Below are 24283 nucleotides of genomic sequence, written 5' to 3'. Positions count from 1 at the left end.
GCCTCAGGCGGCGAAGGTGGCCTGGCCGGCACTGCCCACATGGCTGAAGAAGCGCATGGCCAGGCGGTCGGACAGGATGCGCCCGGCCCGGGCCAGGTCGTCCAGGCGATTGGCTAGTTCGAGGGTGGCCTCGGCCCGCTTGCTCTCGGGGCCGGCGGCCTCCAGGTCGGCCCACGGGAAATCCTGCAGGGCGGAAAAGCTGACATCCAGCTCGTCGGTGCCCAGTTCGCTGCCATCCACCTCGAAGTTGCGCAGGTAGTTGGTCAGCATGCGCACCTGGAAGGCCAGGGCATGGGGATTGGCGCCGTCCATGGTGAGCATGTGGATGGCGGGCAGCAGCTCCGGCTGGGCGCGGTAGCGGGTGCGGTAGGTGATGATGGAGTCGCACAACTCGAGCAGGGCTTCCACGGCCAGCTCGCGCTGCAGTGGGCCCGTGATGTCCACGTGGCGCCGCAGGAAGCGCGCCAGGCTGCCGGAGAGGTTGTCGAGGCGCTCGATGCGGCGCCCGACGATGTGCAGGCGCCAGCCCATGTCGCGGGTCATGTTGTCCATGGCGAAGCCGGACAGGGACACGAAGGTGGTCAGGGCCTCGTCGAGGAATTCGAGCAGGGCGGAGACGTCGGAGACCCGTCCGCGGGCGCTCTCAAGTTCGGCTGAGAGGCGCTTGAGGGCGTGCCAGTGGTCAAGGGAGAGGTGCTCCCGGGCCTGGGTGGCACACCAGGTGAGGCGTTGCAGGTTGGCCGCCAGGCCGCTGTCGGCGCGCCGGTCGAGCACGGCGCGGAAGAGATCCAGCTCGGCCTTGGCCAGGGGCAGGGTGGCCACGTTCTTTTCCACCAGGCCGGCCCCCGCGGCCAGCTCCAGCATCATGGACAGTGCTCCGGCCCGTTCAGTGCGGCGCCCTTCGGAGAGTCGCGACAGGGAGAGGCGGGCGAGGCGGGCCACGGCGTCGCAGCGCTCGCCATAGCGCCCGAACCAGAACAGGTTTTCGGCCAGGCGCGAAGACAGGGTGCCGGTCTCGTCGATCAGGTCATCGACCCGGATGGTGTTCTGGAGCAGGCTGAAGGTGGATACCGGGCCGTCGGAGAGCACCCAGGTGTCCTTGCTGCTGCCACCCTTCTGCATGGTCAGGATGCGGGTGTTGTCCATCCCGGCGACTCGCGCCAGGCCGCCAGGCAGCACGCTATAGCCTTCCGGGGTGATTGCCGCATACACGCGCAGGCCCATGGCCCGGGTCATCAGCTTGCGGCGCTGGCCGCCGGACCATGCCGGGGCGCGGGACAGCTTGACCAGCTCCTGGGCGACGAAGGCCGAGGGGTCGGCCTCGATGCGCCGGGTGAGGGCGGCCAGTTGTTCGTCGTTGAGCTGGTCGCCGAAGATGACTTCGCTGGAACCTCCGGGGAAGGTCGGCTTGATGACCAGATCTTTTATGTTCTTGATCACCTCGGCCAGGGCCGGTTCTTCGCCGCACCACCAGGTGGCGACGGAGGGCATGGCCAGCTCCTCGCCCAGCAGGTGGCGCGAGATGCCGGGCAGGAAGCCTGGCAGGGCGGCGGATTCGAGCAGGCCGCTGCCCAGGGCGTTGGCCACCAGCACGCGGCCGGCACGCACCGCGCTGAGCAGGCCGGGGATGCCCAGGGCCGAGTCGGCGCGCAGCTCCACCGGGTCGCAGAAGTCGTCGTCGAGACGGCGCAGGATGGCGTGCACCCGCTTCAGGCCGGAGACGGTCTTCAGGTAGACGGTGTCGTTACGTACGGTGAGATCCTGCCCCTCGACCAGGGGGAAGCCCAGGTAGCGGGCCAGGTAGACGTGCTCGAAGTAGGTTTCGTTGAAGGGGCCGGGGGTGAGCAGCACGGTCAGGGGCGGCTCGCCGTCGGACGGGGCCTGGCTGCCCAGGCTGCGCTGCAGGCCGCGGAAGAAACCGGCCAGGGTCTGCACCTGCAGGTCGCGGAACAGATCGGGGAAGGCGCGGGACACCAGCAGGCGGTTTTCGAGGGCGTAGCCGGCCCCGGAGGGAGACTGGGTGCGGTCGGCGATGACCCACCACTGGCCGTCGGGCGAGCGCGCCAGATCGGCGGCGTAGAGGTGCAGGTAGGTGTCGCCGATGGGCTGGATGCCCTTGCAGGGCCACAGGAAGCCCTTGTGCCCATGGACCAGTTCGGGGGGCAGCAGGCCTTCAGCCAGGGTGGTCTGCTCGCCGTAGAGGTCGCCCAGCAGCGCATTGAGCAGGCGGACCCGCTGGCTGATGGCCTCGGAAATGCCGCGCCACTCGTCTGCCGGGAGGATCAGGGGCAGGAGGTCGAGGGACCAGGGGCGATCAGTGCCGCGGGGGTCGGCGTAAACGTTATAGGTGACGCCGTTCTGCTGGATGCCTCGGGACAGTTGGGCGGAACGGGCCTTCAGGGTGTCGGCACTGACTTCGTCGATGTGATCGAGGAATTCCTGCCAGTGGGGGCGCACGCCGTCTTCTCCGAACAGCTCGTCATAGCTGTCGGGGCGGTAGGGGTAATGGGCAAGGATCGAGCTGGGCATCCGCAGAAACTAACACTCTTGCCGACTTTCGGGAAATGGCGAAATGCGCAGGTCACTGCTCCTTGTGGGCGGGGGGGATTTACTTCCCCCGCCCACAAGGAGTGTTGGCGGTGTGCCGGTCAGCGCCGCAGGTCAAGCGTGAAGGGGAATTCCCGCTCGACCGGAGAGACCTTCACCTGGGGATCGCCCGGGGTGTGGCCCATACGGAAGAAGCGCGCCAGGCGCCGGCTTTCGGCTTCGAAGGCGTTGACCGGGAAGGTCTCGAAGCTGCGCCCGCCCGGGTGGGAGACGTGATACTGGCAGCCCCCGAGGGAGCGTCCGGTCCAGGTATCCACCAGGTCGAAGACCAGCGGTGCGTGGGGCGGAATGGTCGGGTGCAGGCAGGACGGCGGTTGCCAGGCCCGGTAACGCACCCCGGCCACATGCTCGCCCACCGTGCCGGTGGGTTGCAGCGGAATGGTGCGGCCATTGACGGCCAGCAGGAAGCGGTCATCCGACATGCCGGTGGCACGTACCTGCAGGCGTTCGACGGAGGAGTCGACGAAGCGCACGGTGCCGCCGATGGCGCCTTCCTCACCCATCACATGCCAGGGTTCGAGGGCGCTGCGCAGCTCGACCTCGATGCCGCGCACGGCGAACTCGCCGATCTTCGGGAAACGGAACTCCATGTGCGGGGCAAACCACTCCGACTTGAAGGGCAGGCCGTGGGCCTGCATGTCTTCCATGACGTCGTTGAAGTCCTGCTGCACGAAATGCGGAAGCAGGAAGCGGTCGTGCAGCTCGGTGCCCCAGCGCACCAGGCGCTCGGGTGCGTAGGGGGTTTCCCAGAAGCGTGCCAGCAGGCCGCGCAGCAGAAGCTGCTGGGCCAGGGACATGCGCGCATGGGGCGGCATTTCGAAGGCGCGCAGCTCAAGCAGGCCGAGGCGCCCGGTGGGGCCGTCCGGCGAGTAGAGCTTGTCGATGCAGAACTCGGAGCGGTGGGTGTTACCGGTGACGTCGATCAGCAGGTTGCGCAGCAGGCGGTCGATGAGCCACGGCGGCACGCTCTCGCCCACCTTCGGGAACTGGCGGAAGGCGGTTTCGATTTCGTACACCGAATCGTTACGTGCTTCATCGATGCGCGGTGCCTGGCTGGTCGGGCCGACGAACATGCCGGAGAACAGGTAGGACAGGCTGGGGTGGTTGTGCCAGTAGGAGATCAGGCTGCGCAGCAGGTCCGGGCGCCGCAGGAAGGGCGAATCGGAGGGCACGGCGCCGCCGAGCACGAAGTGGTTGCCGCCGCCGGTGCCGGTGTGGCGACCATCGACCATGAACTTCTCGCTGGTCAGGCGCGAGTAGTGGGCCGATTCGTAGAGGTGGGTGGTGCGCTCCACCAGCTCTTCCCAGTTGCTGGCCGGGTGGATGTTCACCTCGATCACGCCGGGGTCGGGGGTGATGCGGAAGTGCTGCAGGCGCGGGTCGGAGGGCGGCTCGTAGCCTTCCAGCACCACCGGCATGCCGAGGTCTTCGGCGGTGGCTTCAATGGCGGTGACCAGTTCGAGGTACTTTTCGAGGCTGGACAGGGGCGGCATGAAGATGTGCATGGTGCCGTTGCGCGGTTCGGCGCACATGGCGGTACGCACGATCCAGTCGGCCGACTTGAACATCTCGGGCTGACGGTCGGTGGGGCTGAGCTTTTCGGCGTCGCGGGCGGCCTTCAGGGCTGCTGCGGCGCGGGCCGCGGAAGAGGAGCCAAAGCCGGCCTCGTCGTCCTTGAGGGCGTTGAGCACGGCTGTCTGGCCGCCGGGGAGCTGGCGGCGGATGGCCTTGTACTCGGGCAGCGGCGGGAAGGATTGGTGGCTGTCGACGGGATTGACGTAAGGGTAGTCACCCTTGGCCACCCAGGGCTGGGAATCCAGGGGCAGGCGATAGCCCAGAGGGGAATCACCAGGGATCAGGTAGCAGCGCTCGTCGCGCAGGAACCACGGCCCGGTCTGCCAGGCGCCGGTGTAGGCGTCGAGGCTGATCGGCAGCACGTAGCCGATCGGATTGGGCAGGCCGTGTTCATACACGCGGCGGATGCGGTCGCGCTCCAGCGGGTCGTCCAGGCGGGCATCGAAGGGGTCCACGTTGCCCGGCAGGCGGCGTTCACGCCACAGGTAATAAAAGGCGTCCTCGTAGGCCGGGAAGACCCGGCGCTGGTCCACGTCGAGGCGGGCGGCAACGCCGGCCAGGAAAGTGTGGGCCTTGTCCACCTTGACGTCGCCGGGGGTGCTGGCGTCGCCGATGAGGTCCGGATTCATCCACACCGGCTGACCATCCTTGCGCCAGAAGCAGGTCAGGGACCAGCGCGGCAGCTGTTCGCCCGGGTACCACTTGCCCTGGCCGAAGTGGGCCAGGCCGAAGGGGGCGTACTTGTCGCGCAGGCGGTGATACAGGTCCTCGGCGCGGACGCGCTTGGTGGGGCCCATGGCCTCGGTGTTCCACTCGGCGCCATCCGGATCGTCGATGGACACGAAGGTCGGCTCGCCACCCATGGTCAGGCGCATGTCGTTGGCTTCGATGTCCGTGTCGATGAGGTGGCCGAGGGCTTCGATCTCGGTCCACTGTTCTTCGGTGTAGGGCTTGGTGACCCGCGGCGCTTCCTTCACGCGGGTGACCTTCATGACGTGCTCGAACTCGCATTCGCACTCGTCGATCAGACCGGACACCGGCGCGGCGGAGGAGGGGTCGGGCGAGGCCGCCAGGGGGATGTGGCCTTCGCCGGCAAACAGCCCGGAGGTCGGGTCGAGGCCGACCCAGCCGGCGCCGGGCAGGTACACCTCGGTCCACGCGTGCAGGTCGGTGAAGTCCACCTCCGTGCCGGACGGGCCGTCCAGGGACTTCACGTCGGCCTTCAGCTGGATCAGGTAGCCGGACACGAAGCGCGCGGCCATGCCCAGGTGGCGCAGCAGCTGGACCAGCAGCCAGGCGGAGTCACGGCACGAGCCGGTGCGCTTGGCGAGGGTTTCTTCCGGCGTCTGCACGCCCGGCTCCATGCGGATCACATAGCCGATGTGCTTCTGCAGGTCGGCGTTGATCTTGACCAGGAAGTCCACCATGCGCAGCTTGTCGCGGGGGATGGTGTCCAGGTATTTCTGGAATTCGGGGGTGGCTTCTTCCTTCAGGCGGTACGGGGCCAGCTCATGGCTGAGGGCGCCAGCGTACTCGAAGGGGAAATTCTCGGCCTCGGGCTCCAGGAAGAAGTCGAAGGGGTTGATGACCGACATCTCGGCCACCAGATCCACCTCCACGCTGAACTCGGTGACTTTCTCCGGGAATACCAGGCGGGCCAGGTAGTTGGCCTGGGGGTCTTGCTGCCAGTTGATGAAGTGCGGCTTGGGCAGCACCCGCAGGGAGTAGGACAGGATGCGGGTGCGGCTGTGGGGGGCCGGACGCAGACGGACGACCTGCGGACCCACATTGATCGGGCGGTCGTACTTGTAGGAGGTCAGGTGATTGAGGGCAACGTGAATGGTCACGGGATACTCCGTTCTTGGGGCTGCGGGTTTCAGGCTTGCTTGTACCTCTAGCAAACTTCACGCCACCCGGTTTACGCCTGTCCTGTTGCGGGTGTTTTGCGGTTGGGAGGCGTTTTGGAGGCAGAGCGAGGCGAATGGACTTCTCCAGGCGGGGAAAACGCTCCCTGTCCATAGCCATTCTTGGTGCATGCACTGTCTTGGTTCTTGCGGGAGCACCAAAATGGTGCGAAGCATGCAGGTATGACTTTGTGGTATAGCTCAGTAACTCACTCTTGGACAGGCGGGGGTCTTGCAGCCGTGCGTAAACGGTGGCGTGATACCCGCACGTTAGCCGGTTGCTGCGGTGCTGTTGGACGCAGCGAATAGGCCTGCAGATAGACGAAAACGGACGCTCACGTTATGAGGCCACACTTATCCAGTGGGAAGACGCTCACGTTCACCCTTCACGGGAGGGCGCGTCGGGCGCTGCTTGTACTTCCGGTCGCTATGTGGATGCATAGTCCAATGCCGGGGCTCGCCGAGCCTGCTCCGGAACATCCTGTTGACCCACGCGCCAAGGTCACTGAGACGGTGATTGAGGCTTCGCGAAGAGGCGAGGGGATTGAGATCGGAATTGAGTTCGAGGCGGAGGACATCCATCAAGAAGAGGCGCTGCGGCGCAATGCTCGTGGGATTGACCATCTTGACGAGGAACTCAAGCAGGAGGCCCGCACGAATTACGCACGGTTGAAGAGCGGCTTGTTGACTGATCTCAGAAACGACGGGCATCAGCTTGAGGTACTTGTTGATACCGAGAATGTGCCGGTCATCTTTGCGCGAATAACGCGCTACCAGACTCTGCGGTGGCTCATCGAGGATCCACGGGTCAGGGCGATTCATGAAAACAGGAAGATTGATCCGCCTGGTATTTTCAATGGAGGCCCGATCCTCCGAGAGGATTGAGCCAAGAGGCAATCGAACAGATCTTCACCCGAGGAGGCGGTTCCCGCGGGTGACTCGACGCGTGATTCTGTGCCCGACGGCCGAACAGGCCGCGGCGGCGCTGGCCGACCTCCGCCCGATTCAGCCGGCCTCGGCCAGTGCTGTTGGAACAACGGAAAACCAGTCCAGCTTCCCGGCCAGGCTCACCACCTCGCCGACGATCAGCAGGGCGGGGGGGCGGATGCCGGCCTCCAGGGCCCGCGCCGGCAGGCTCTCCAGGGTGCCGGTGACCACCCGCTGGCGGGCCGTGGTGCCGTTCTCCACGAGGGCAGCGGGGGTGTGGGGCGCCCGCCCGTGGCCGACCAGCGCGGCGCAGTGGGTGGCGAGCTGGCCGACGCCCATGTAGATCACCGCGGTCTGGTGCGGCCGGGCCAGGGCGGCCCAGTCCAGGGCCGATTCCCCGTCGCGCCGGTGGCCGGTGGCAAACACCACCGACTGGGCGTAGTCCCGATGGGTCAGGGGGATGCCGGCGTAGGCAGCCACGCCGCAGGCGGCGGTGATGCCCGGCACCACCTCGAAGGCCACGCCGGCGGCCACCAGCTCCTCCACCTCTTCGCCGCCCCGCCCGAAGATGTAGGGGTCGCCCCCCTTCAGGCGCACCACCCGCCGGCCAGCCGTGGCCAGGCGCACCAGCAGCTGGTTGATGTCCTCCTGGGGCAGGGTGTGATGGCCGGATTCCTTGCCCACGTAGATCCGCTCGGTGCCCGGGCGGGCCAGCTCAAGCACGCCCTCGCCCACCAGGTGATCGACCACCAGCACGTCGGCCTCGCCGATCAGGCGTGCGGCGCGCAGGGTCAGCAGCTCCGGGTCGCCGGGGCCGGCGCCCACCAGTGCCACCATGCCCGGGGCCGTGCCCCCGCGCATCCCGCTGCGGGGGGCATGGCCGGGATCTGAAGGGCGCCATAGGGGGCGCAATCCAGTGTCGCGCAGACGGGCGCGCTGCTCGATCCGATGCACCAACTCGGCCAGCCGGCCCGGCGCGTGCCCAGGCCGGCGACGGGAAATGTAAAGGTCTGTCACACGGTCCATGATGCATCCTCGTTAAGGGTTGCCCGGACTGTAGCGCCTTCACCCCCTGGAGCAAATTGACTGCAATCAAGGACTTCCAGACCCCCCGGCTTAATGATCCGCCCCGCAAGAAGACCCATCCGTCCGTTTCTTGAAGGGAGATAAAGCATGACAAAACGTGGAATCTGGTATGCGGGCCTGTTCGCCCTGGCCGCCCTGCCCCTGAGCATCAGCAGTGCGTTTGCGCAAGAGGGCGGGGCCCTCTCGGCAGACGAGAAGGCACAGGCGAAGAAGATCTACTTCGAGCGCTGCGCCGGCTGTCACGGTGTGCTGCGCAAGGGTGCTACCGGTAAGAACCTGGAGCCCCACTGGACCAAGACCCTCAAGGACGGGACCAAGCTGGAAGGCGGCACCACCAAACTCGGCACCGGCCGTCTCGAAAAGATCATCGGCTATGGCACCGAAGGCGGGATGGTCAACTTCGACGACATCCTGACCAAGGAAGAAATCAATCTGATGGCCCGCTACATCCAGGAAACCCCGGATGTGCCGCCCGAGTACAGCTTCAAGGAGACCATGGACTCCTGGAAGGTCATCGTGCCGGTGGAGCAGCGCCCGAAGAAGCAGATGAACAACATCAACCTCAAGAACGTGTTCTCGGTGACGCTCCGCGACACCGGCGAGGTTGCCCTGATCGACGGCGATACCAAGGAAATCCGCAGCATCGTCAAGACCGGCTACGCGGTGCACATTTCCCGTCTGTCCGCCTCCGGCCGCTACGTTTACGTGATCGGCCGTGACGGCCGCCTGTCCCTGATCGACCTGTGGATGGAAAAGCCCGCTGTCGTGGCTGAAGTGAAGATCGGCTTCGACGCCCGCTCGGTGGATACCTCCAAGTTCAAGGGCTTCGAGGACAAGTACGCGGTGGCCGGCTCCTACTGGCCGCCCCAGTACGTGATCATGGACGGCGACACCCTCAAGCCGCGCAAGGTCGTCGGCACCCGCGGCATGACCGTCGATGGCGAATACCACCCGGAACCCCGCGTGGCCTCAATCGTGGCCTCCTTCACCAAGCCGGAATGGGTCATCAACATCAAGGAAACCGGCCAGATCCTGCTGGTGGACTACTCGGACATCGAGAACCTCAAGACCACCACCATCGGTTCCGCCAAGTTCCTGCATGACGGCGGCTGGGATGCCTCCAAGCGCTACTTCCTGGTGGCCGCCAACGCCTCCAACAAGATCGCCGCGGTGGACACCAAGACCGGCAAGCTGGCCGCCCTGGTCGATGTGGCCAAGATCCCCCACCCGGGGCGTGGCGCCAACTTTGTGCATCCCCAGTTCGGACCGGTGTGGGCCACCGGCCACCTGGGCGCCGATGTCGTGACCCTGATCTCCACCCCGTCCGACGACAAGAAGTTCTCCAAGTACAAGGACAACAACTGGAAGGTCGTGCAGGAGATCAAGCACGTGCCGGGCAACCTGTTCGTCAAGACCCACCCGAAGTCGAAGCACTTCTGGGCCGATTCGCCCCAGAACCCGGACAAGGATCTGGCGGAGTCCGTCGCCGTGTGGGACATGGCCGACCTGTCCAAGCCCAAGGCCATCCTCAACGTAGCCAAGGACTCGGGCTTGCCGGAGACCAAGGCGGTGAAGCGCGCGGTGCATCCGGAATACAGCGCCGATGGCAAGGAGGTGTGGATCTCCCTGTGGGGTGGCAAGACCGACCAGTCCGCCATCGTGGTGTATGACGACGCAACCCTGAAGGTCAAGAAGGTGATCACCGATCCGAAGATGATCACCCCGACCGGCAAGTTCAACGTCTACAACACCCAGCACGACATCTACTGACGACCGTCAGGCCGGCCCTGCGAGGCCGGCCGACGGCCCTCCAGCCGAGAGGACGACACCATGGCAAACCCGCCCACCGAAGAAAACCAAACCCGCCCCGGCCTGTGGGCCCGCCTGCGCCGGCCGAGTACGCGCTACTCCCTGCTCGGGCTCTTGGGTACCGGCATGATCCTGGGGGTCATCTTCTGGGGCGGCTTCAACACCGCCATGGAAGCCACCAACCAGATGGACTTCTGCATCTCGTGTCACGAAATGCGGGACAACGTCTATCAGGAATACAAGAAAACCATCCACTACTCGAACCGCACCGGGGTGCGTGCCACCTGCCCCGACTGCCATGTGCCCAAGGACTGGACCCACAAGATCATCCGCAAGGTTCAGGCCTCCAAGGAGGTCTACGGAAAGGTCATGGGCACCATCGACACCAAGGAAAAGTTCGAGGCCAAGCGGCTTGAACTGGCGCGCCACGAATGGGCCCGCATGAAGGAGTCCGACTCCCGCGAGTGTCGCAACTGCCACAGCTTCGACGGCATGAATGCCGAGTCGCAGAAACCCCGCGCCCAGAAGTCCCACGAGATGGCCCGCAAGGACAACGAGACCTGTATCGACTGCCACAAGGGCATTGCCCACCAGAAGCCGGAAGGCATGACCGAAGAAGACGAATGAGCCCCCATTCGTTGCCACACATCCACAGGAGTTGAAAAATGAACATCCGCTTCACCGCTCTCGCTGCGGGCCTGGCCCTGGCACTGGGTGCCGGATCTGCCCTTGCCGCACCGGACTGGGCCAAGGTGCCCGCCAAGAAAATCACCGTGTTCTATCCGGGCGTGTCGCCCATGGAGTGGATCACCAAGGGCACCGAGCACGGTGGTGCCAAGGCCCTCAAGAAGGGGGAAACCTGTGCCGGCTGCCACGAGAAGGAAGTGGCCGACATGGGCAAGAAGATGGCCAGCGGTCAGAAGCTCGAGCCCACCCCGATCGCCGGCAAGGCGCCCTCCATCGCCGTCAACGTGCAGGCTGCCTACGACGACGCCAACCTCTACCTGCGCTTCAGCTGGCCCAAACCCGCGGCTGCGGGCGGCACCAAGATGGATGCTGCCAACGCGGTCAAGCTGGCTTACATGCTGGAAGCCAACAAGGTGGAACTGGCCGGCCAGAGCGGCTGCTGGGCGACCTGCCACACCGACGCCCGGACCATGCCCGGCGCGGCTGACACCAAGACCAAGTACGTCACTGGTGGATCCCTGGCCAGCGGCAAGTACTATGACCTGGTGCAGTGGCGCAGCAAGGAGAAGGCCCTCGATGGCTACGTGGCCGACAAGCGCGTCATGGAAGGGGGCAAAGCCCTGGTGGAAGCCAAGGGCGACCTGAAGGGCGACACCTGGACGGTCACCATCACCCGCAAGCTCGTCGGTGGCGAGGGTGATGTGAACCTGGAGGCCGGCAAGGTCTACAACTTCGGCTTTGCCATCCACGACGACCACACCAGTGGCCGCTTCCACCACGTGTCCCTGGGTTACACCCTGGGTCTGGACGCCAAGGCTGACATCACCGCCACGAAGTAAACGGCGATGCGTGGTCTGGTGGGCATTGCCATGGTGATGCTGACCGTTTCCGCCCAGTCGGCGGAAACGGTCGAGGTCACGATTCAGAACTTCCGCTTTGTGCCGGCCCGGGTAGCCATCCAGCCGGGCGACACGGTGCGCTGGACCAACCAGGAAAAGCGCGCCAGCCATTCCGTGCTATTCACGGCAGAAGCCCTCGAGTCAGAGCGCCTCTTTCCTGGCGAAAGCTGGAGCCGTCGCTTTGACAGCCCCGGCCGCCAGGCCTACCGTTGCGGCCCCCACCCGGAAATGGAGGGGGTGGTGGAGGTGCGTGGCGACTGAAAGTCAGTGCCCCTTCAGGGCATAGATGCCCGGTGCGTTGCGCCAGTAGCCCTTGTAGTCCATGCCACCGCCGAACAGGAAGCGGTCGGCCACGTCCAGCCCGGTAAAATCGGCGCGCATGCCCGGATAGGCCTTGCGCTCGTGCACCTTGTGCACCAGCACTGCCGAGTGCACCTCGCGGGCGCCTTCCTGTTTCAGGTAATCGATGATCGCTGCCAGGGTGTGACCTTCGTCGAGGATGTCGTCGAGGACCAGCACATTGCGGTCGCGCAGGTCTTGCGTGGGGCGGACGCGCCAGTCCAGCAGCGTGCCCTGCAAGGCGTGGCCGTAGCGGGTAGCGTGGAGATAGGCCAGCTCGAGGGGAAAGGGCAGGCGCGGCAGCAGGCGCCCGGCCAGGATCAGCCCCCCGTTCATCACCACGTACACCAGCGGGTTCTTGTCCTGCAGGCGTACGGTGATGTCCGCGGCGAGCTGGTTGAGGGCGGCATCCACCTCGGCGGGGGTGCACAGGCAGTCCGCTTCCTCGCGGGCGCGGCGGATTTCTTCCAGGTCGACGGTCATGGCAGTACGGTGAAGTTCAGGGAATCAGGTTGCGGGCGCGGCGCAGCAGCTGCCAGCCCAACCAGCCGCGGCGGGCCCAGCGCAGGGCAGCTCGGGGGCGGGCGACCACCAGAAACAGGGCCAGGCCGGACAGGATGGGGGCGTTGTCGCGGGCCCACAGCACGCCGTTCACCACCCGGTCGACGCCGCGGAACACGGGGGTGAAGGCCTGGGCATGATGAATCAGGGCCTCGCGCTGTTCGGCGCAGCGGGCCTGCAGGCGCTGCTTGCGCAGGGCCAGTTCGACGAGCTCGGGTTTCATTCCCGTGGGCGCAGGGCTTCCCGGTCCTGGGCGATTTCGGCCAGGCTGGAAGCAAACAGGCGCGAACCGGAGCGCAGGCGACCGGCCGCCCGGGTGGCCGCCCACACGCCGGCGATGAACAGGCCGGTGGTGCCCAGGCCCAGGGCCAGCAGGCGATGGCTGTCCCAGAACAGCACGGTGAGGAAGGCCATCAGAAAGATCACGCCGAAGCCGATGAACAGGGCGGCGAGCACCGTATCGAACAGGAAACCGCCGGCGCGCAGCTTTTCTTCCTTGATTTCGACGGAGAAGAGTTCGAGCCGGGTCTGGAGCGTGGCCAGACCCGAATCGGCGAGCCCCTTCAGGGACTCGCCGAGGCGCGTGGGCGCGGGATCGCTCATGGGGGAGCGAGGCACTTAGCGGCGGTTGACCAGCAGGCCGAGGAGGAAGCCGACACCGGCAGCCACGCCGACAGCCTTCCACGGGTTGTCGTGCACGTAGTCGTCGGTGGCGCGGGCGGCCGCCTTGGTCTTCTGGACCACGGCGGCTTCCAGGTCCTGCAGCTTGTACTTGGCGGCGCTGAGCTTCTCGGTGAGGCGGCCGCGCACGTCGGCGACCTTGTCCCCGGCCTGGCCGGCGGTGAGCTTCAGCAGCTCTTCGGTATCGGCTACAACGGCCTTGAAATCGGAAACCAGTTTGTCCTTGGTGGCTTGTGCTTCGCTCATGGTGCTCTCCAGGTGAAAGGCGATGAAAGGTGTGTGGGCCGGTGGTTTGCGGCCACCTGTATATCCGGACCTAGGCTAATCCGATTTGTTCCCGGTGGCAATGCAGGTGGCTTGCCTTATGTGGGCTGGAGAACGCTGGAACAGTCGCGCCAGCAGGTCCTCCAGATCATCCACGTAGGTGTATACCGCGGGCACCACCAGCAGGCTGAGCAGGGTCGAGCTGATCAGGCCGCCGATCACGGCGATGGCCATCGGCGCGCGGAAACTCGGGTCGGCCCCCAGGCCCATGGCGATGGGCAGCATGCCGGCACCCATGGCCAGGGAGGTCATGACGATGGGGCGGGCGCGCTTGCGACAGGCATCCACCAGGGCGTCGAAGCGGTTCAACTCCACGCCACCGCGGCCGCGACGGGCCTCGATGGCGTATTCGATGAGCAGGATCGAGTTTTTCGTCACCACACCCATCAGCATCAGCAGGCCGATCAGCGAGGGCATGGAGAAGCTGCTGCGGGTGGCCAGCAGGGCCACGAAGGCGCCGCCGATGGCCAGGGGCAGGGCCGCCAGGATGGTCACCGGCTGGGTGAAGCCCTTGAACAGCAGCACCAGCACCATATAAATGCACAGCACGCCGATGCCCATGGCCAGGCCGAAGCTGCCGAACAGCTCCTGCATCATCTCGGCGTCGCCGGAGTCGGCCAGGCGCACGCCGGGGGGCAGGTTCTGCAGCGTTGGCAGGGCCAGGGCCTCGTTGTAAACCTCACCCAGCTCGCGCTGGCCGAGTTCCACCTCAAGGATCACGTTGCGGCTGCGGTCCAGGCGATTCACCTGGGCCGGGCCACTGTCCATGCTGATGCTGGCCACGTTGGCGAGCTGCACCGGGCCGTTCTTGCCCGGCACGGTGAGGCGGCCGATGGCCTCCAGGTCGGCACGCACCGCGTTGGGCAGGCGCACCCGGATGGGCACCTGGCGGCGCTCCAGGTTGAGCTTGGCCAGGCCCACGTCGTAGTCGCCGGCGGTGGCCACGCGCACCGTCTCGCCGATGGCGTCGGCGGTCACACCCAGGTCGGCGGCGCGGGCGAAGTCGGGGCGCAGCACCACCTCGGGGCGCACCAGGCTGGCGCTGGAGGTGATGTTGCCGACCCCCTGCAAGGTGCGCAGGTCGCGGGTGGCGGCCTGGGCGGCGACGGCCAGGGCGGCCGGATCATCGCTCTTCAGCACCAGGATCATCTTCACCCCGGAGTCAGCCGGGCCGACGGTGACGCGCACGCCAGGCAGCACGCCGAGGCGCTCGCGCATCTCCACCTCAACGGCCTGCTGGTTGCGATGGCGTTCGGTGCGGTGGCTGAGGGTGACGGTGAGCACCGCCCGGCGCACTTCGGCCGCCGCGCCGGGGTTGAAGCCGTCACCGGCCGCGCCGCCACCGATGGAGCTGAACACCGCCTTCACGTCGGGCATCGTGGCGATGGCGGCGCGGGCGGTTTCGGCGGCTGTCCAGGTCTCCTTCAGGGTGCTGCCGGGGGGCAGCTCCACATTCACCAGGGTCTGGGCCCGGTCGGCGGGGGGCACGAAGCCGGTGGGCAGCAACGGGATCAGCATCACCGAGCCGACAAAGAAGGCGATGGCGCCGAGCAGGGTCAGGAGGCGGTGGCGCAGGCACCACTGCATGCTGCGCATGTAGGTGCGCATGATGCGGCCTTCGGGCATTTCGCCGTGGGCCACCGGGCGCATGAAGTAGGCGGCCATCATCGGGGTGAGCAGGCGTGCCACCACCAGTGAGGCGATGATGGCGAGTACCGCGGTCCACCCGAACTGCTTGAAAAACTTGCCGGCGATGCCGGCCATGAAGGCGGTGGGCAGAAAAACTGCCACCAGGGCGAAGGTGGTGGCGATGACCGCCATGCCGATCTCGTCGGCGGCCTCCATGGCTGCCTGCAGGGGCGTCTTGCCCATGCGCAGATGGCGGGCGATGTTCTCGATCTCGACGATGGCATCGTCCACCAGGATGCCCACCACCAGAGCCAGGGACAGCAGGGTGACGGTGTTGAGGGTGAAGCCGAACCAGTACATGCCCAGGAAGGTGGGAATCACCGACAGGGGCAGGGCCAGGGCGGCGACGAGGGTGGCGCGCCAGTCGCGCAGGAACCACCACACCACCAGCACGGCCAGCAGGGCTCCCTCGTAGAGCAGTTGCATGGAGCCGTCGAAGTTCTCCTGGACGGCGGCCACGTTGTCGTAGGCGTGGGTGAAGCGCAGCTCCGGGTGGGCGGCCTGCAGTTCGGCCACCGCCTTCACCACGCCTTCCGTCACGGTGATCTCGCTGGCGCCCCGGGTGCGCGAGACCTCGAAGCCGACCACCGGTTTGCCGTCGAGCAGGGCCACCGAGCGGCGTTCGGCGGTGGTGTCGGTGATGGTGGCGATGCGCTCCAGGCGCACGCTGTGCCCGCCGGGCAGGGGAATGTCCATGGCCGCCAGGGCCTGGGCGCTGGCCACGGTGGCGATGGTGCGCACAGCCTGCTCGCCGCCGCCCACGTCGCCGCGGCCGCCAGGGGCTTCCAGCTGGGCCTTGCGCAGCTGGCGTGACACGTCCGCAGCGCTGACCCCCAGGGCCGCCATGCGCTCGGCGTCCAGCTCCACGCGCAGCTCGCGGGTCAGGCCGCCCATGCGCTTGACGGCGCCAACGCCCTTCACCGCCAGCAGGCGGCGGGTCACGGTGTCGTCCACCAGCCAGCTCAGGGCCTCCTCGTCGAGGGTGTCGGAGGTGAGGGTCCAGGCGCCCAGGGGCCGACCGGCGGTAAGGATCTTGGCCACCACTGGGTCGCGCACGTCGGCGGGCAGGTCGGAGCGCACCCGGCTGACGGCGGCGCGCACCTCGGTCTCGGCCTCGTTGGCGTTCTTTTCCAGCTCGAACTCGATGGAGATGCTCACCTCCCCGTCGAGGATGGTGGTGTACATCTTCTTGATCTGGGCCAGGGTCGCAATGCTGTTCTCCAGCTTGCGGGCGACCTCGGTTTCCAGGGTGCCGGGGGCGGCGCCGGGCAGGCTGGCGCTGACCGTGACCACCGGCAGTTCGATGTCCGGAAAATCCTGGATGCCGGAGCCCCGGAAGGCCAGCAGGCCGGCCAGGGTGAGCAGGGCGAACAGAAGGATCGCCGGGATGGGGTTGCGGATGGAGAGGGCGGAGAAGTTCATGGCGCGCTCAGCGGGTGGTCGGGGCGAGGGCCTGGACGCTCGGCGGCACTACCTGGACCAGGTCGCCGTCGTTGAGGAAGCCGGCGCCGCTGGCCACCACGCGGGCGTCGGGCTTGATGCCGGAGAGGATCTCGACCCGCTCCGCGTCCCGATAGCCGACTTCGACCTTGGCCTGGGTGACGCGGTTGTCGGCGCCGACCAGGAAGACGTGGTTGAAGCCGTCGCGCATGGCCACGGCCTGGCGCGGCAGGGTCAGGCCGCGGGACTGGCCCAGGGCAAAATCGCCGCGGGCGAACATGCCGGCCTTGAAGGCGGCCTCGGCGCCATTGCCGGCACCGGCGGGCAGGTCCACGTACACCAGCGCGTTGCGGGTCTGGGTGTCCACGGTGGGGGCCACGGTGCGGACGCTGCCGGTGACCTGGCTGCCGCCCGGTGCGGTGATGCGCACCTTCTGGCCGGCGTGCACCCGGGCCAGCTCGGCGGCGGGTACGTCGGCGCGCCATTCCAGGCGATGTTGGCGGATCAGGCGGAACAGCTCCTGGCCCTGGGGCACCACGGCGCCAAGGGTGGCGGCCGGGGCGCGGAAGGAGATCACGCCGTCGTCGCTGGCCAGGACCTTGGTGTGGCGCAGGCGCAGGTCGGCGGCGGCCAGGCTGGCCCGGGCGGCCTTCACCCGGGCGTCGGCGGCGGCTTCGGCGGTGAGGTATTGCTGCAGCTGCTGGGCGCTGAGGGCACCGGTGCCATCCACGCTGCGGGCCCGACCGGCGTTGCCGCGGGCCTCCTGCAGGGCGGCCTCGGCCTCGGCCAGGGCCGCGCGGGCCTGGGCCTGGTCGGCCACGGGGATGTCGGCGGCGAACTCGGCGAGCAGCTCGCCGCGCTTCACGCGGGCACCCACGTTCACCTTCACGTCGATCAGGCGCAGGCCGCCGGATTCGGCGCCCAGGGAGGCTTCCTGCCAGGCGGCGATGCTGCCGTTGGCGGTCAGGCGGCGTTCCATGTCGCGGCTCTCGGGGCTGGCGACGGTAACCGTCAGGGCCGGTTTGGCCGGGCTCGCCGGTGTTGCGGTCGCAGCCGGAGCGGCGGGGGCATCCTCGCCGGACGAGCAGGCGGCCAGGCAGGTGAGGCCGGCAAGGGCGAGAAGGGTGCGGCTGGCGGCGATCATCGGGCGTCTCCGGAGAGGGCGGCTTGGGGGGAAGAGGGTGAAGGATCGGCCGACGGCCAGCCGCCACCGACCGCCCGGTACAGGGCGACCCAGGCGGCGACGCGTTCCTGCTCCCAGCCGGCCAGGGTGGTGTCGGCGGCGAGCAGGGTGCGGCGGGATTCCTCGAGTTCCATCAGGCTGGCAAAGCCGGCGCGCTGGCGCGCCTCGGTGGCCGTGAAGGCCACCCGGTAATCCCGGGCGGCGCGGCGTACGTCGGCTTCCCGGGCGGTTGCGGCGTCCAGGCGCACCAGGGCCTGCTCCACCTCGGCGACGGCGTCGCGCGCCTTCTGGCGGTAGGCCGCGGCGGCGGCGGCGTAGTCGGCTTCGGCCGCTTCCACCCGGGCGCCGATGCGACCGCCGTCGAGCAGGGGCATGGACAGGGTCGGGCCGATGGACCAGGTGGTGGCCGACATGCGGTCGCCGTTGGTGTTGAGGCGCAGCGGGGTGATGAAGCCGCTCAGGCTGAGGCGCGGATAGCGCGAGGCCTTGGCGCTGCCGATGGCGGCGCTGGCGGCGGCCAGGTCGCGTTCGGCGGCGGCCACGTCGGGGCGTTGGGCCAGCAGGCTGGCCGGCAGGGCTTCGATGGCAAAGGCGGCCGGGTGCGGGAAGCGCCCGTCGGCGGTCTTCAGCTGGTTGCGCAGGGCGGTCTCGTCCAGGCCGGTGAGCGCCACCAGGGCCTTGATCTGCTGCTCACGTCCGGCGCGCAGTTCGGTCAGGGCGGCGGCGGCGTCGGCGGCGCTGGCGGCGGCCAGGGCCACCTGGGCCGGGGCGCTGAGGCCGGCGCGGCCGAGGGTGTCGATGAGGCGTGCCGTCTCGGCCCGGGAACTGGCATCGGCTTCGGCCTGGGCCAGCCGGCGTTCCTGGTAGCGCAGTTGCAGGTAGGCATTGGCCGTTTCGGCGGCCACCGACACGCGGGCTTCGTGCCAGCGCGCCTGGGTGGCGGCGAGGCGGGCCTCCGCGGCTTCCTGGCTCCGGGCGATGCCGCCGAACAGGTCGATCTCCCAATTGGCCATCAGCGAGGCCTGGCGGGTGGTCTGGAAGGTGGTGGGGGCGCCGAAGGTGAAGGCGGCGCGCTTGGCGGCGAGGCTGCCATCCACCGTCGGCATCCCAGCCACGCCGGCGGCCACCGCATCGGAGCGGGCCTGGGCGATGCGGGCGCGGGCTTGGGCCAGGGTGGCGCTTTCGCGCTGGGCGGCGTCGATCAGGCCGGACAGGGCGGGGTCATCCAGTTGCCGCCACCAGTCGTTGAGGGTGCCGAGCTTGCCGTCGTGGGGCAGGGGGGCGTGCCAGCCGGTGGGGGCGGCCAGGGGGGCGGGCTGGTAGTCGGGGCCGACCCGGGGCAGCAGGGAGCAGGCGGGCAGAGCCAGCAGCAGGCTGAGAAGGTAGAGGTGGCGCATCAGACGAGCTCTCCAGGGGGCTGGCGGCGGCGTGCTTCGGAATCGATCATCCCGGCCGCCCAGGCGGCAAGGCGTTCGGCCAGCACATCGATGGATTCGGGCTTGGCGACCAGTTCGGGGCTGACCTGGTCAACCAGATCCTGGGCGACGAAGAAGTGCATGGCCATGCCGAGCACGGCGTGGGTCAGGCGCAGGGTGTCGGTGTCGGTGTCGGGGGCGTCCAGGCCGAGGCGCCGGCTGATCAGCCGGCTCATGTTGCGGAAGAGATCGGCCAGATCGTCGTCCATCTCGGTGCCCATCACCCCGCTGGGCTCCACCAGCTCGCGGAAGTGCAGGCGCATCACCAGGCGGATCAAGGCTCCCTGCTTGAGGGGGTGCAGGAAGTTGAAGAAGAAGGCCGCCAGCGCGGCATCCGGGTCGAGTGCGGTGGTCGTGGGGTCGGGCAGGCAGTCCCGGGCCTGCAGGATGTCCGGCGCGGCTGTGGCGTCGCAGAAGGATTCGCAGAACACTGCCCGGTAGAGGCCCGGCTTGTCGCCAAAGTAGTAGCTGATGGAGCCCAGGTTCACCCCCGCCGCATCGGCGATCTCGCGGGTCGAGGTCTTCTGGTAGCCCTTGTCGGCAAACAGCTGCAGCGCCGCTTCCAGCAGGCGCCGCCGTGCCAGCGTGCCGTCACTGCGGATGGGGGTGTGGCTGGGCGGGGGAGGAACGTTCATGGGCACTTGCGCCGCCATGCAGGGCGGGTTCAGTCAATCGACTGACTTAAGTTAGTCGATTGACTGAACCGGGTCAAGGCCTGCGGCGCGCCGCGGGGGCTGGCACGTCCGCCCGCCTCCGCGCTGCGCCCTGTTTCAGGACAGGGTGATGGTCTTGCGTGCCTCGAGGGGCGGGTCCTTCTCGTCGGTCCACACCATCACCAGCTCGCCGCTCTCCCGGGCGGCGAAGGTGAACTCGATGTAGGGGTTCTGGGCGATGCTGATCCCCGGTTCCCAGGTAAACAGCAGGGTCTGCCCGAGACGGGCTTCAAACTTCCTGACGATGTTGCGCGGCCGCAGCCTGCCTGCTTCATCGCTGCGCAGGCCGCTTTCCATCTGATGCTCGATCTGGGCGCGCACACGCACGATCTCGCCCCGGGCGGGCTTGGCGTTGCTGACCCAGATGCGGGGTGGTTTTGCCATTCGGGTGCCTCCTTACATGCCGCAGCCACTGGCCGCCACGGTGATGGCCTGCTGGGTGGCGAGCACCTTGCCGTCACTCATCCGGGCCAGGGCGTGGATGGTCTGGGTCTGGCTCAGACGCAGGCGGACGGCGGCTTCCGCGGTGCCCGCCGCCGGCGAGAAGCGGAAGCGGCAGGCCACGGGCGAGGGGTTCAGCTCGGCCAGCACGATGAGCTCCCTGCAGTAGTGGCTTTCCGTGATCGGCAGGGTCACCCATACATGCACGGGCACCGCGCCGGGGTTGTCGGCCAGCACCGGAAGCTCCAGCTTGAGCCCCCCTTCGACCGGCCTGGCGGTGCCCACGAATTCCGCCATGGCGCGCTTGAACTCGGCCGGGTTGGGCGCCAGGGGGGCGGCGGCGGCCGGTTTCGACTGGGCCTGGGCAAGGCTGCCGGGCAGCACCAGGGCGCCACCCAGCGCCGCGCTGCGGGTCACGAAATCACGTCGTTTCATGCTGCGTATCACCTGTTCAGATAGCCAGGAAGTCGCTGAACTTCTCTTTGATCCAGGCGAAGTCTTCCTTAACCAGGTCTTCGGTGCGAACGTCCATGTCGATCTGGGTCTGGATGACCTTGCCCGAGGCGGGATCGACCTCGTACTCGAACTTGACCGAAATCTCTTCCTGGGGCTCGGCGTTGACCATCATGTAGCACAGGTTGTCGGGCAGGCGCGCAACGACTTCCTTGCCGGACACGCGCTCGGCGATGTTCCGCGCCACGATGCGGCCGACGTAGTTGGCCACGTGGCCACTCTTCGGGTAGTGGCCGAACTGGTCGGAGATGGCGCCCATCAGGTCACCGACGAAGTACACGCTGTCGTCGCTGTGGGCGTGGAAGAGGCGCGGGTGCATGTCGGCCCAGCCGGTGGGCTTGCCGTTGGCGTCCTTGCCGATCAGGTCGGCCTGCCACACCATCTCGGCGGCCTGGTGGGGCGGCATCAGGATCGCGTCGTCGAACCTGAACTCGCCGGCGCTGGTCTTGATGCGCTTGTTGAACGGATCCAGCTCCTGCACCCGGGCGTTGGGCACGTGGGTGATGATGTCCGGGTAGAGCTCGCGGAAGGCGGTCTGGTAACCCATGTGGATGGGGGCGACCTTCGGCTTCGGATCGAGGATCAGGATCTTGCCCGGGATGCGGTTCTTCTTGATGTGCCAGGCGATCAGACAGGCCCGCTCATAGGGCGACGGCGGGCAGCGATGGGGCGGCGGGGGCAGGGTCATGACCAGGGTGCCACCCTTGAACTCCTGGATCTTGCGCTTGAGGGCGAACATCTCGGCGTTGGGGATGTAGGCCGACGGGAAGTGGGTGCGGGTGTGGTCGATGGCCCGCTGATCGTTGCCGAACCAGGCCTCGTAGGCATTGCGGATGCCGCCGGAGAGGATCAGGAAGTCATATTCGATCAGGCCGTGGGCCGTGCGCACCAGCTTGCGGTCGCGCTCGAAGCCCATCACCTCGGTCTGCAGCAGGGTGTAGCCGTAGCGGTTGGCCGGGCGCTGCATGTCGTGGTTCACGAAATCGGTGTTCACGATGTCGATCAGCCACTTGTTGCTCATGGGGCCGGACCAGAAGGTGGGGTTGCGCTCCAGCAGCACCACGTCGGAGTTCGGGATGAGCTCGCGCAGGTAGCGCGCCGCGGTCATGCCGCCCCAGCCGCCGCCACAGATGACGATGCGCGGCTTCTTGCCCTCGCGGGGCAGGATGCGCGAGGCGGGGGTGAGGATGGCCGGGGCGGCCAGCGACTGCAGCGGCGTGCTGCCCAGGCCCAGGGCGAGGGCCATGGCGGGCGGAGTGATCAGGAAGTTGCGACGATTCATGGTGTATGCCCCCTCAGGGAGTGGATCGAATTTTCGGCCGCCAGGCCGATGTGGCAGCCCAGCACGATGCCGAGACAGGCCGGAATGCTGGCCAGGGCCAGGGTGGACAGGCCGGACAGGCCCTGGCCGATGGAGCAGCCCACCGCCAGTACGCCGCCAAAGCCCATCAGGCTGCCGCCGGCCAGGGATGCCAGCAGGCGCTGCGGGCTGTCGAAGCCCGCCAGCTTGAAGGAACGGGTGACCAGGGCGACGCCACCGGCACCGGCCAGCGTGCCCAGCACCATCACCGGCCCCAGGTTCAGGTCACGCCCCACGGCCAGCTGCAGATACAGAAAGCTCTCGGCCACCGGGCCGATGAAGCTCAGGGAGGTGGGGGCTGCCGGATCGAAGGGGTCCACATCCACATGGGACGTGAGCCACCAGCCCAGCGCCACCAGCGCGCCGATCAGACTGGCGGCGGCGGCCTCCCGTGGGGCCCGGCGCAGGCCCGGTTGGCGCAGCGCGAACCACAGCAGCACGGCGATGGGTGGCAGCGCCGCGAGCAGTATGGCTGGTGTGGCGCTCATCCCCGCCAGCTGTAGTTGCGCCGGCAGGGTCCCGGCTTCCAGTTGTAGCTGCCCGAAGCCCTGGAGGGTCTGGCGCAGCGGCGCGAGGATGCCGGTCAGGGTGGCCTGCGCGGCCAGTCCGAGGCTGGCCAGCACGACCAGGGCACGCAGGTTGCCGCCTGCCAGCAATACCAGGGCGCGGGCACCGCAACTGCGCGCCAGTACCATGCCGAGCCCGAACAGGGCTCCACCCACCAGCACCGCGGGCAGGGCGATGCTGCTGCGAACGACCTGGGCCCGGGCCGGTTCGATCTCCTGCAGCCAGGCCAGCCCCTGGGTGGCGGCGATGGCCACGGCCAGTGCCAGGGCCCAGGCGCGCAGGGCCCGGCCATCGTCCTGCTGGTCGCGGGCCTGCCGGAGGCCCCGGAGCAGGCAGAAGTCGCCGAGACGCGCCGCCATCCCGAACGCGCATCCGAGTACAAAGCCGGCTCCCAGCAGCGTCATCATCAGGCGCCCCAGGTGTCGGCGCTGATTGCGGCATACCAGCTCGCGCCGTAGGCCGCTTCGGCCGCCCGGAAACCGGCATCCGCATCGCCGGGGCTGACGCCACCGGAGCCCGGCACCTCGATGATCCGACCGTCCTCGGCCCGGTACACCCCCGCCACGGAGATCCCGTAACCGGGGCCGATCAGGCTGTAGCAGGTGTTGGCGTAGAAAGCGGCCGGCGGAGCCCGGCCCAGCAGGTCGGCGGCAATGGCGGCCGCGGCCAGCTTGGCCTGGGTGTTGGCCACGAAGGCCGATTTGGGCATCGGCGCGGCCAGCGTGGCATCGCCCAGGGCGTAGATACCGGCCACCTGCCGGGTCTCGAAGCTCTCGGCCTTGACCGGCACCCAGCCGCTGGCGTCCACCACGCCGGCCCGTTCGGCAATGAAGCCGGCCTTCTGGGGCGGAATCACGTTGAGCACGGCGGCTTTGTGTACCTGGCCAAAGGCGGTTTCCACCGTCAGCGCCCTGGCATCCACCCGCGTCACCCGGCCATCGTCGGCGAGCCCGACCCACTCGATCATGTCGCCGTACAGGGCCTTCCAGCCCTGCTGGAACAGCCCCTTCTTGGAGAAATTGTCCTTGGCGTCGAGGAGGAGGATCTTGGATCGGGGTTTGTGCTGCTTGAAGTAATGGGCCACCATCGCCGCCCGCTCATAGGGTCCCGGGGGGCAGCGGAAGGGGTTGTCCGGGATGACCATGACAAAGCTGCCGCCGTCGGCCATCGCCTCCATCTGCCGGCGCAGGAGCAGGGTCTGCGGGCCGGCCTTCCAGGCGTGGGGGGCGAGCAGCGAGGCGGCTTCGTCGTAGCCCGCCAGGGCATCCCAGCGCATGTCCACGCCGGGGGACAGCACCAGCCGGTCCCAGCCCAGGGTCTGCCCCGTGGAGAGGCGGAGGGTGCGCCGGCTGGCGTCCACGTCGTCAGCCCGGGCATGGATGACCTCGATCCCTGCGCCGCGCAGGCCCTCGAAGCCGTGGCCGAGGCTGTCCCAGCTGCGCAGGCCGGCCAGGTAGAGGTTCGAGAAGGGGCAGGTATGAAAGCGCGGGGCGGGCTCGATCA

21 protein-coding genes are annotated in these 24283 nt (G+C 67.8%); 5 read left to right on the top strand and 16 right to left on the bottom strand.

What is annotated here, in order from left to right; all coding sequences use genetic code 11:
• Positions 1-3 precede the first annotated feature (3 nt).
• Complete coding sequence (locus tag ACIQ09_RS10685) at positions 4-2529, bottom strand: circularly permuted type 2 ATP-grasp protein (RefSeq protein WP_398309047.1); 2526 nt, start codon at positions 2527-2529, stop codon at positions 4-6.
• Positions 2530-2648: 119 nt separating this feature from the next.
• Positions 2649-6029, bottom strand: coding sequence for a DUF2126 domain-containing protein (locus ACIQ09_RS10680; protein WP_398309044.1), 3381 nt, complete (start codon positions 6027-6029; stop codon positions 2649-2651).
• Positions 6030-6533: 504 nt separating this feature from the next.
• Here ACIQ09_RS10680 and ACIQ09_RS10675 point away from each other — a divergent pair.
• Positions 6534-6971, top strand: a complete 438-nt coding sequence (locus ACIQ09_RS10675; protein WP_398309041.1) for a hypothetical protein — start codon at positions 6534-6536, stop codon at positions 6969-6971.
• 120 nt (positions 6972-7091) lie between these two features.
• Here ACIQ09_RS10675 and cobA read toward each other — a convergent pair whose 3' ends face one another.
• Positions 7092-7874, bottom strand: coding sequence for a uroporphyrinogen-III C-methyltransferase (gene cobA, locus ACIQ09_RS10670; protein WP_398309079.1), 783 nt, complete (start codon positions 7872-7874; stop codon positions 7092-7094).
• Between the two features lie 312 nt (positions 7875-8186).
• Between cobA and ACIQ09_RS10665 the strand changes: the two genes are divergently transcribed.
• From ACIQ09_RS10665 to ACIQ09_RS10650, 4 genes are read left to right on the top strand one after another with little or no spacing between them, the layout of a single operon-like run.
• Positions 8187-9869 carry a cytochrome D1 domain-containing protein gene (locus ACIQ09_RS10665; RefSeq protein ID WP_398309038.1) on the top strand — a complete coding sequence of 561 codons (1683 nt, stop codon included), beginning with the start codon at positions 8187-8189 and terminating at the stop codon, positions 9867-9869.
• A 60-nt stretch (positions 9870-9929) separates the two neighbouring features.
• Positions 9930-10535 (top strand): NapC/NirT family cytochrome c, encoded by a 606-nt coding sequence (locus tag ACIQ09_RS10660; RefSeq protein WP_398309035.1) that lies wholly within the window; start codon positions 9930-9932, stop codon positions 10533-10535.
• Positions 10536-10573: 38 nt separating this feature from the next.
• A complete protein-coding gene (locus ACIQ09_RS10655) occupies positions 10574-11434 on the top strand; it encodes an ethylbenzene dehydrogenase-related protein (protein ID WP_398309032.1) in 861 nt (286 codons plus the stop codon).
• A 6-nt stretch (positions 11435-11440) separates the two neighbouring features.
• Entirely contained in the window at positions 11441-11755 is a 315-nt protein-coding gene (locus ACIQ09_RS10650; RefSeq protein ID WP_398309029.1) for a plastocyanin/azurin family copper-binding protein, read from the top strand.
• A 3-nt stretch (positions 11756-11758) separates the two neighbouring features.
• On the opposite strand, the gene ACIQ09_RS10645 is transcribed toward ACIQ09_RS10650, so the two are convergent.
• From ACIQ09_RS10645 to ACIQ09_RS10585, 13 genes are all read right to left on the bottom strand, one after another.
• Positions 11759-12316 carry a hypoxanthine-guanine phosphoribosyltransferase gene (locus ACIQ09_RS10645; RefSeq protein ID WP_398309026.1) on the bottom strand — a complete coding sequence of 186 codons (558 nt, stop codon included), beginning with the start codon at positions 12314-12316 and terminating at the stop codon, positions 11759-11761.
• A gap of 16 nt (positions 12317-12332) precedes the next feature.
• Positions 12333-12617, bottom strand: a complete 285-nt coding sequence (locus ACIQ09_RS10640) for a YqjK-like family protein (RefSeq protein WP_374499244.1) — start codon at positions 12615-12617, stop codon at positions 12333-12335.
• Positions 12614-12997: a phage holin family protein gene (locus ACIQ09_RS10635; protein WP_296407987.1), complete on the bottom strand. Its 384-nt coding sequence runs from the start codon at positions 12995-12997 to the stop codon at positions 12614-12616. Before ACIQ09_RS10635 ends, ACIQ09_RS10640 begins: the two co-directional genes overlap by 4 nt.
• 15 nt (positions 12998-13012) lie before the next feature.
• Positions 13013-13321 (bottom strand): YqjD family protein, encoded by a 309-nt coding sequence (locus ACIQ09_RS10630; RefSeq protein ID WP_296407990.1) that lies wholly within the window; start codon positions 13319-13321, stop codon positions 13013-13015.
• Between the two features lie 75 nt (positions 13322-13396).
• Positions 13397-16510 (bottom strand): efflux RND transporter permease subunit, encoded by a 3114-nt coding sequence (locus ACIQ09_RS10625; RefSeq protein WP_398309021.1) that lies wholly within the window; start codon positions 16508-16510, stop codon positions 13397-13399.
• A 7-nt stretch (positions 16511-16517) separates the two neighbouring features.
• On the bottom strand, positions 16518-17672 hold the full coding sequence (locus ACIQ09_RS10620; protein ID WP_398309018.1) for an efflux RND transporter periplasmic adaptor subunit: 1155 nt from the start codon (positions 17670-17672) through the stop codon (positions 16518-16520).
• A complete protein-coding gene (locus ACIQ09_RS10615) occupies positions 17669-19108 on the bottom strand; it encodes an efflux transporter outer membrane subunit (protein WP_398309015.1) in 1440 nt (479 codons plus the stop codon). Before ACIQ09_RS10615 ends, ACIQ09_RS10620 begins: the two co-directional genes overlap by 4 nt.
• Positions 19108-19821, bottom strand: a complete 714-nt coding sequence (locus tag ACIQ09_RS10610) for a CerR family C-terminal domain-containing protein (RefSeq protein ID WP_398309012.1) — start codon at positions 19819-19821, stop codon at positions 19108-19110. The genes ACIQ09_RS10615 and ACIQ09_RS10610 overlap by 1 nt, the downstream gene beginning before the upstream one ends.
• Positions 19822-19956: 135 nt before the next feature.
• Positions 19957-20283 (bottom strand): thiosulfate oxidation carrier complex protein SoxZ, encoded by a 327-nt coding sequence (locus ACIQ09_RS10605; protein ID WP_398309010.1) that lies wholly within the window; start codon positions 20281-20283, stop codon positions 19957-19959.
• A 12-nt stretch (positions 20284-20295) separates the two neighbouring features.
• Positions 20296-20775 (bottom strand): thiosulfate oxidation carrier protein SoxY, encoded by a 480-nt coding sequence (locus ACIQ09_RS10600; RefSeq protein ID WP_398309007.1) that lies wholly within the window; start codon positions 20773-20775, stop codon positions 20296-20298.
• Between the two features lie 16 nt (positions 20776-20791).
• Positions 20792-22135, bottom strand: coding sequence for an FAD-dependent oxidoreductase (locus tag ACIQ09_RS10595; RefSeq protein ID WP_398309004.1), 1344 nt, complete (start codon positions 22133-22135; stop codon positions 20792-20794).
• A complete protein-coding gene (locus ACIQ09_RS10590; protein WP_398309001.1) occupies positions 22132-23187 on the bottom strand; it encodes a YeeE/YedE family protein in 1056 nt (351 codons plus the stop codon). The genes ACIQ09_RS10595 and ACIQ09_RS10590 overlap by 4 nt, the downstream gene beginning before the upstream one ends.
• Positions 23187-24283, bottom strand: a 1097-nt coding sequence (locus ACIQ09_RS10585; protein ID WP_398308998.1) for an NAD(P)/FAD-dependent oxidoreductase, incomplete at its 5' end; no start/stop codon positions are given. The genes ACIQ09_RS10590 and ACIQ09_RS10585, both read right to left, overlap by 1 nt.

The sequence above is a fragment of the Zoogloea sp. genome (assembly GCF_044344315.1).
Lineage (GTDB): Bacteria > Pseudomonadota > Gammaproteobacteria > Burkholderiales > Rhodocyclaceae > Zoogloea.
Note: the sequence above shows the minus strand (reverse complement) of the source record. Positions and strands in the feature narration are given on the sequence as shown.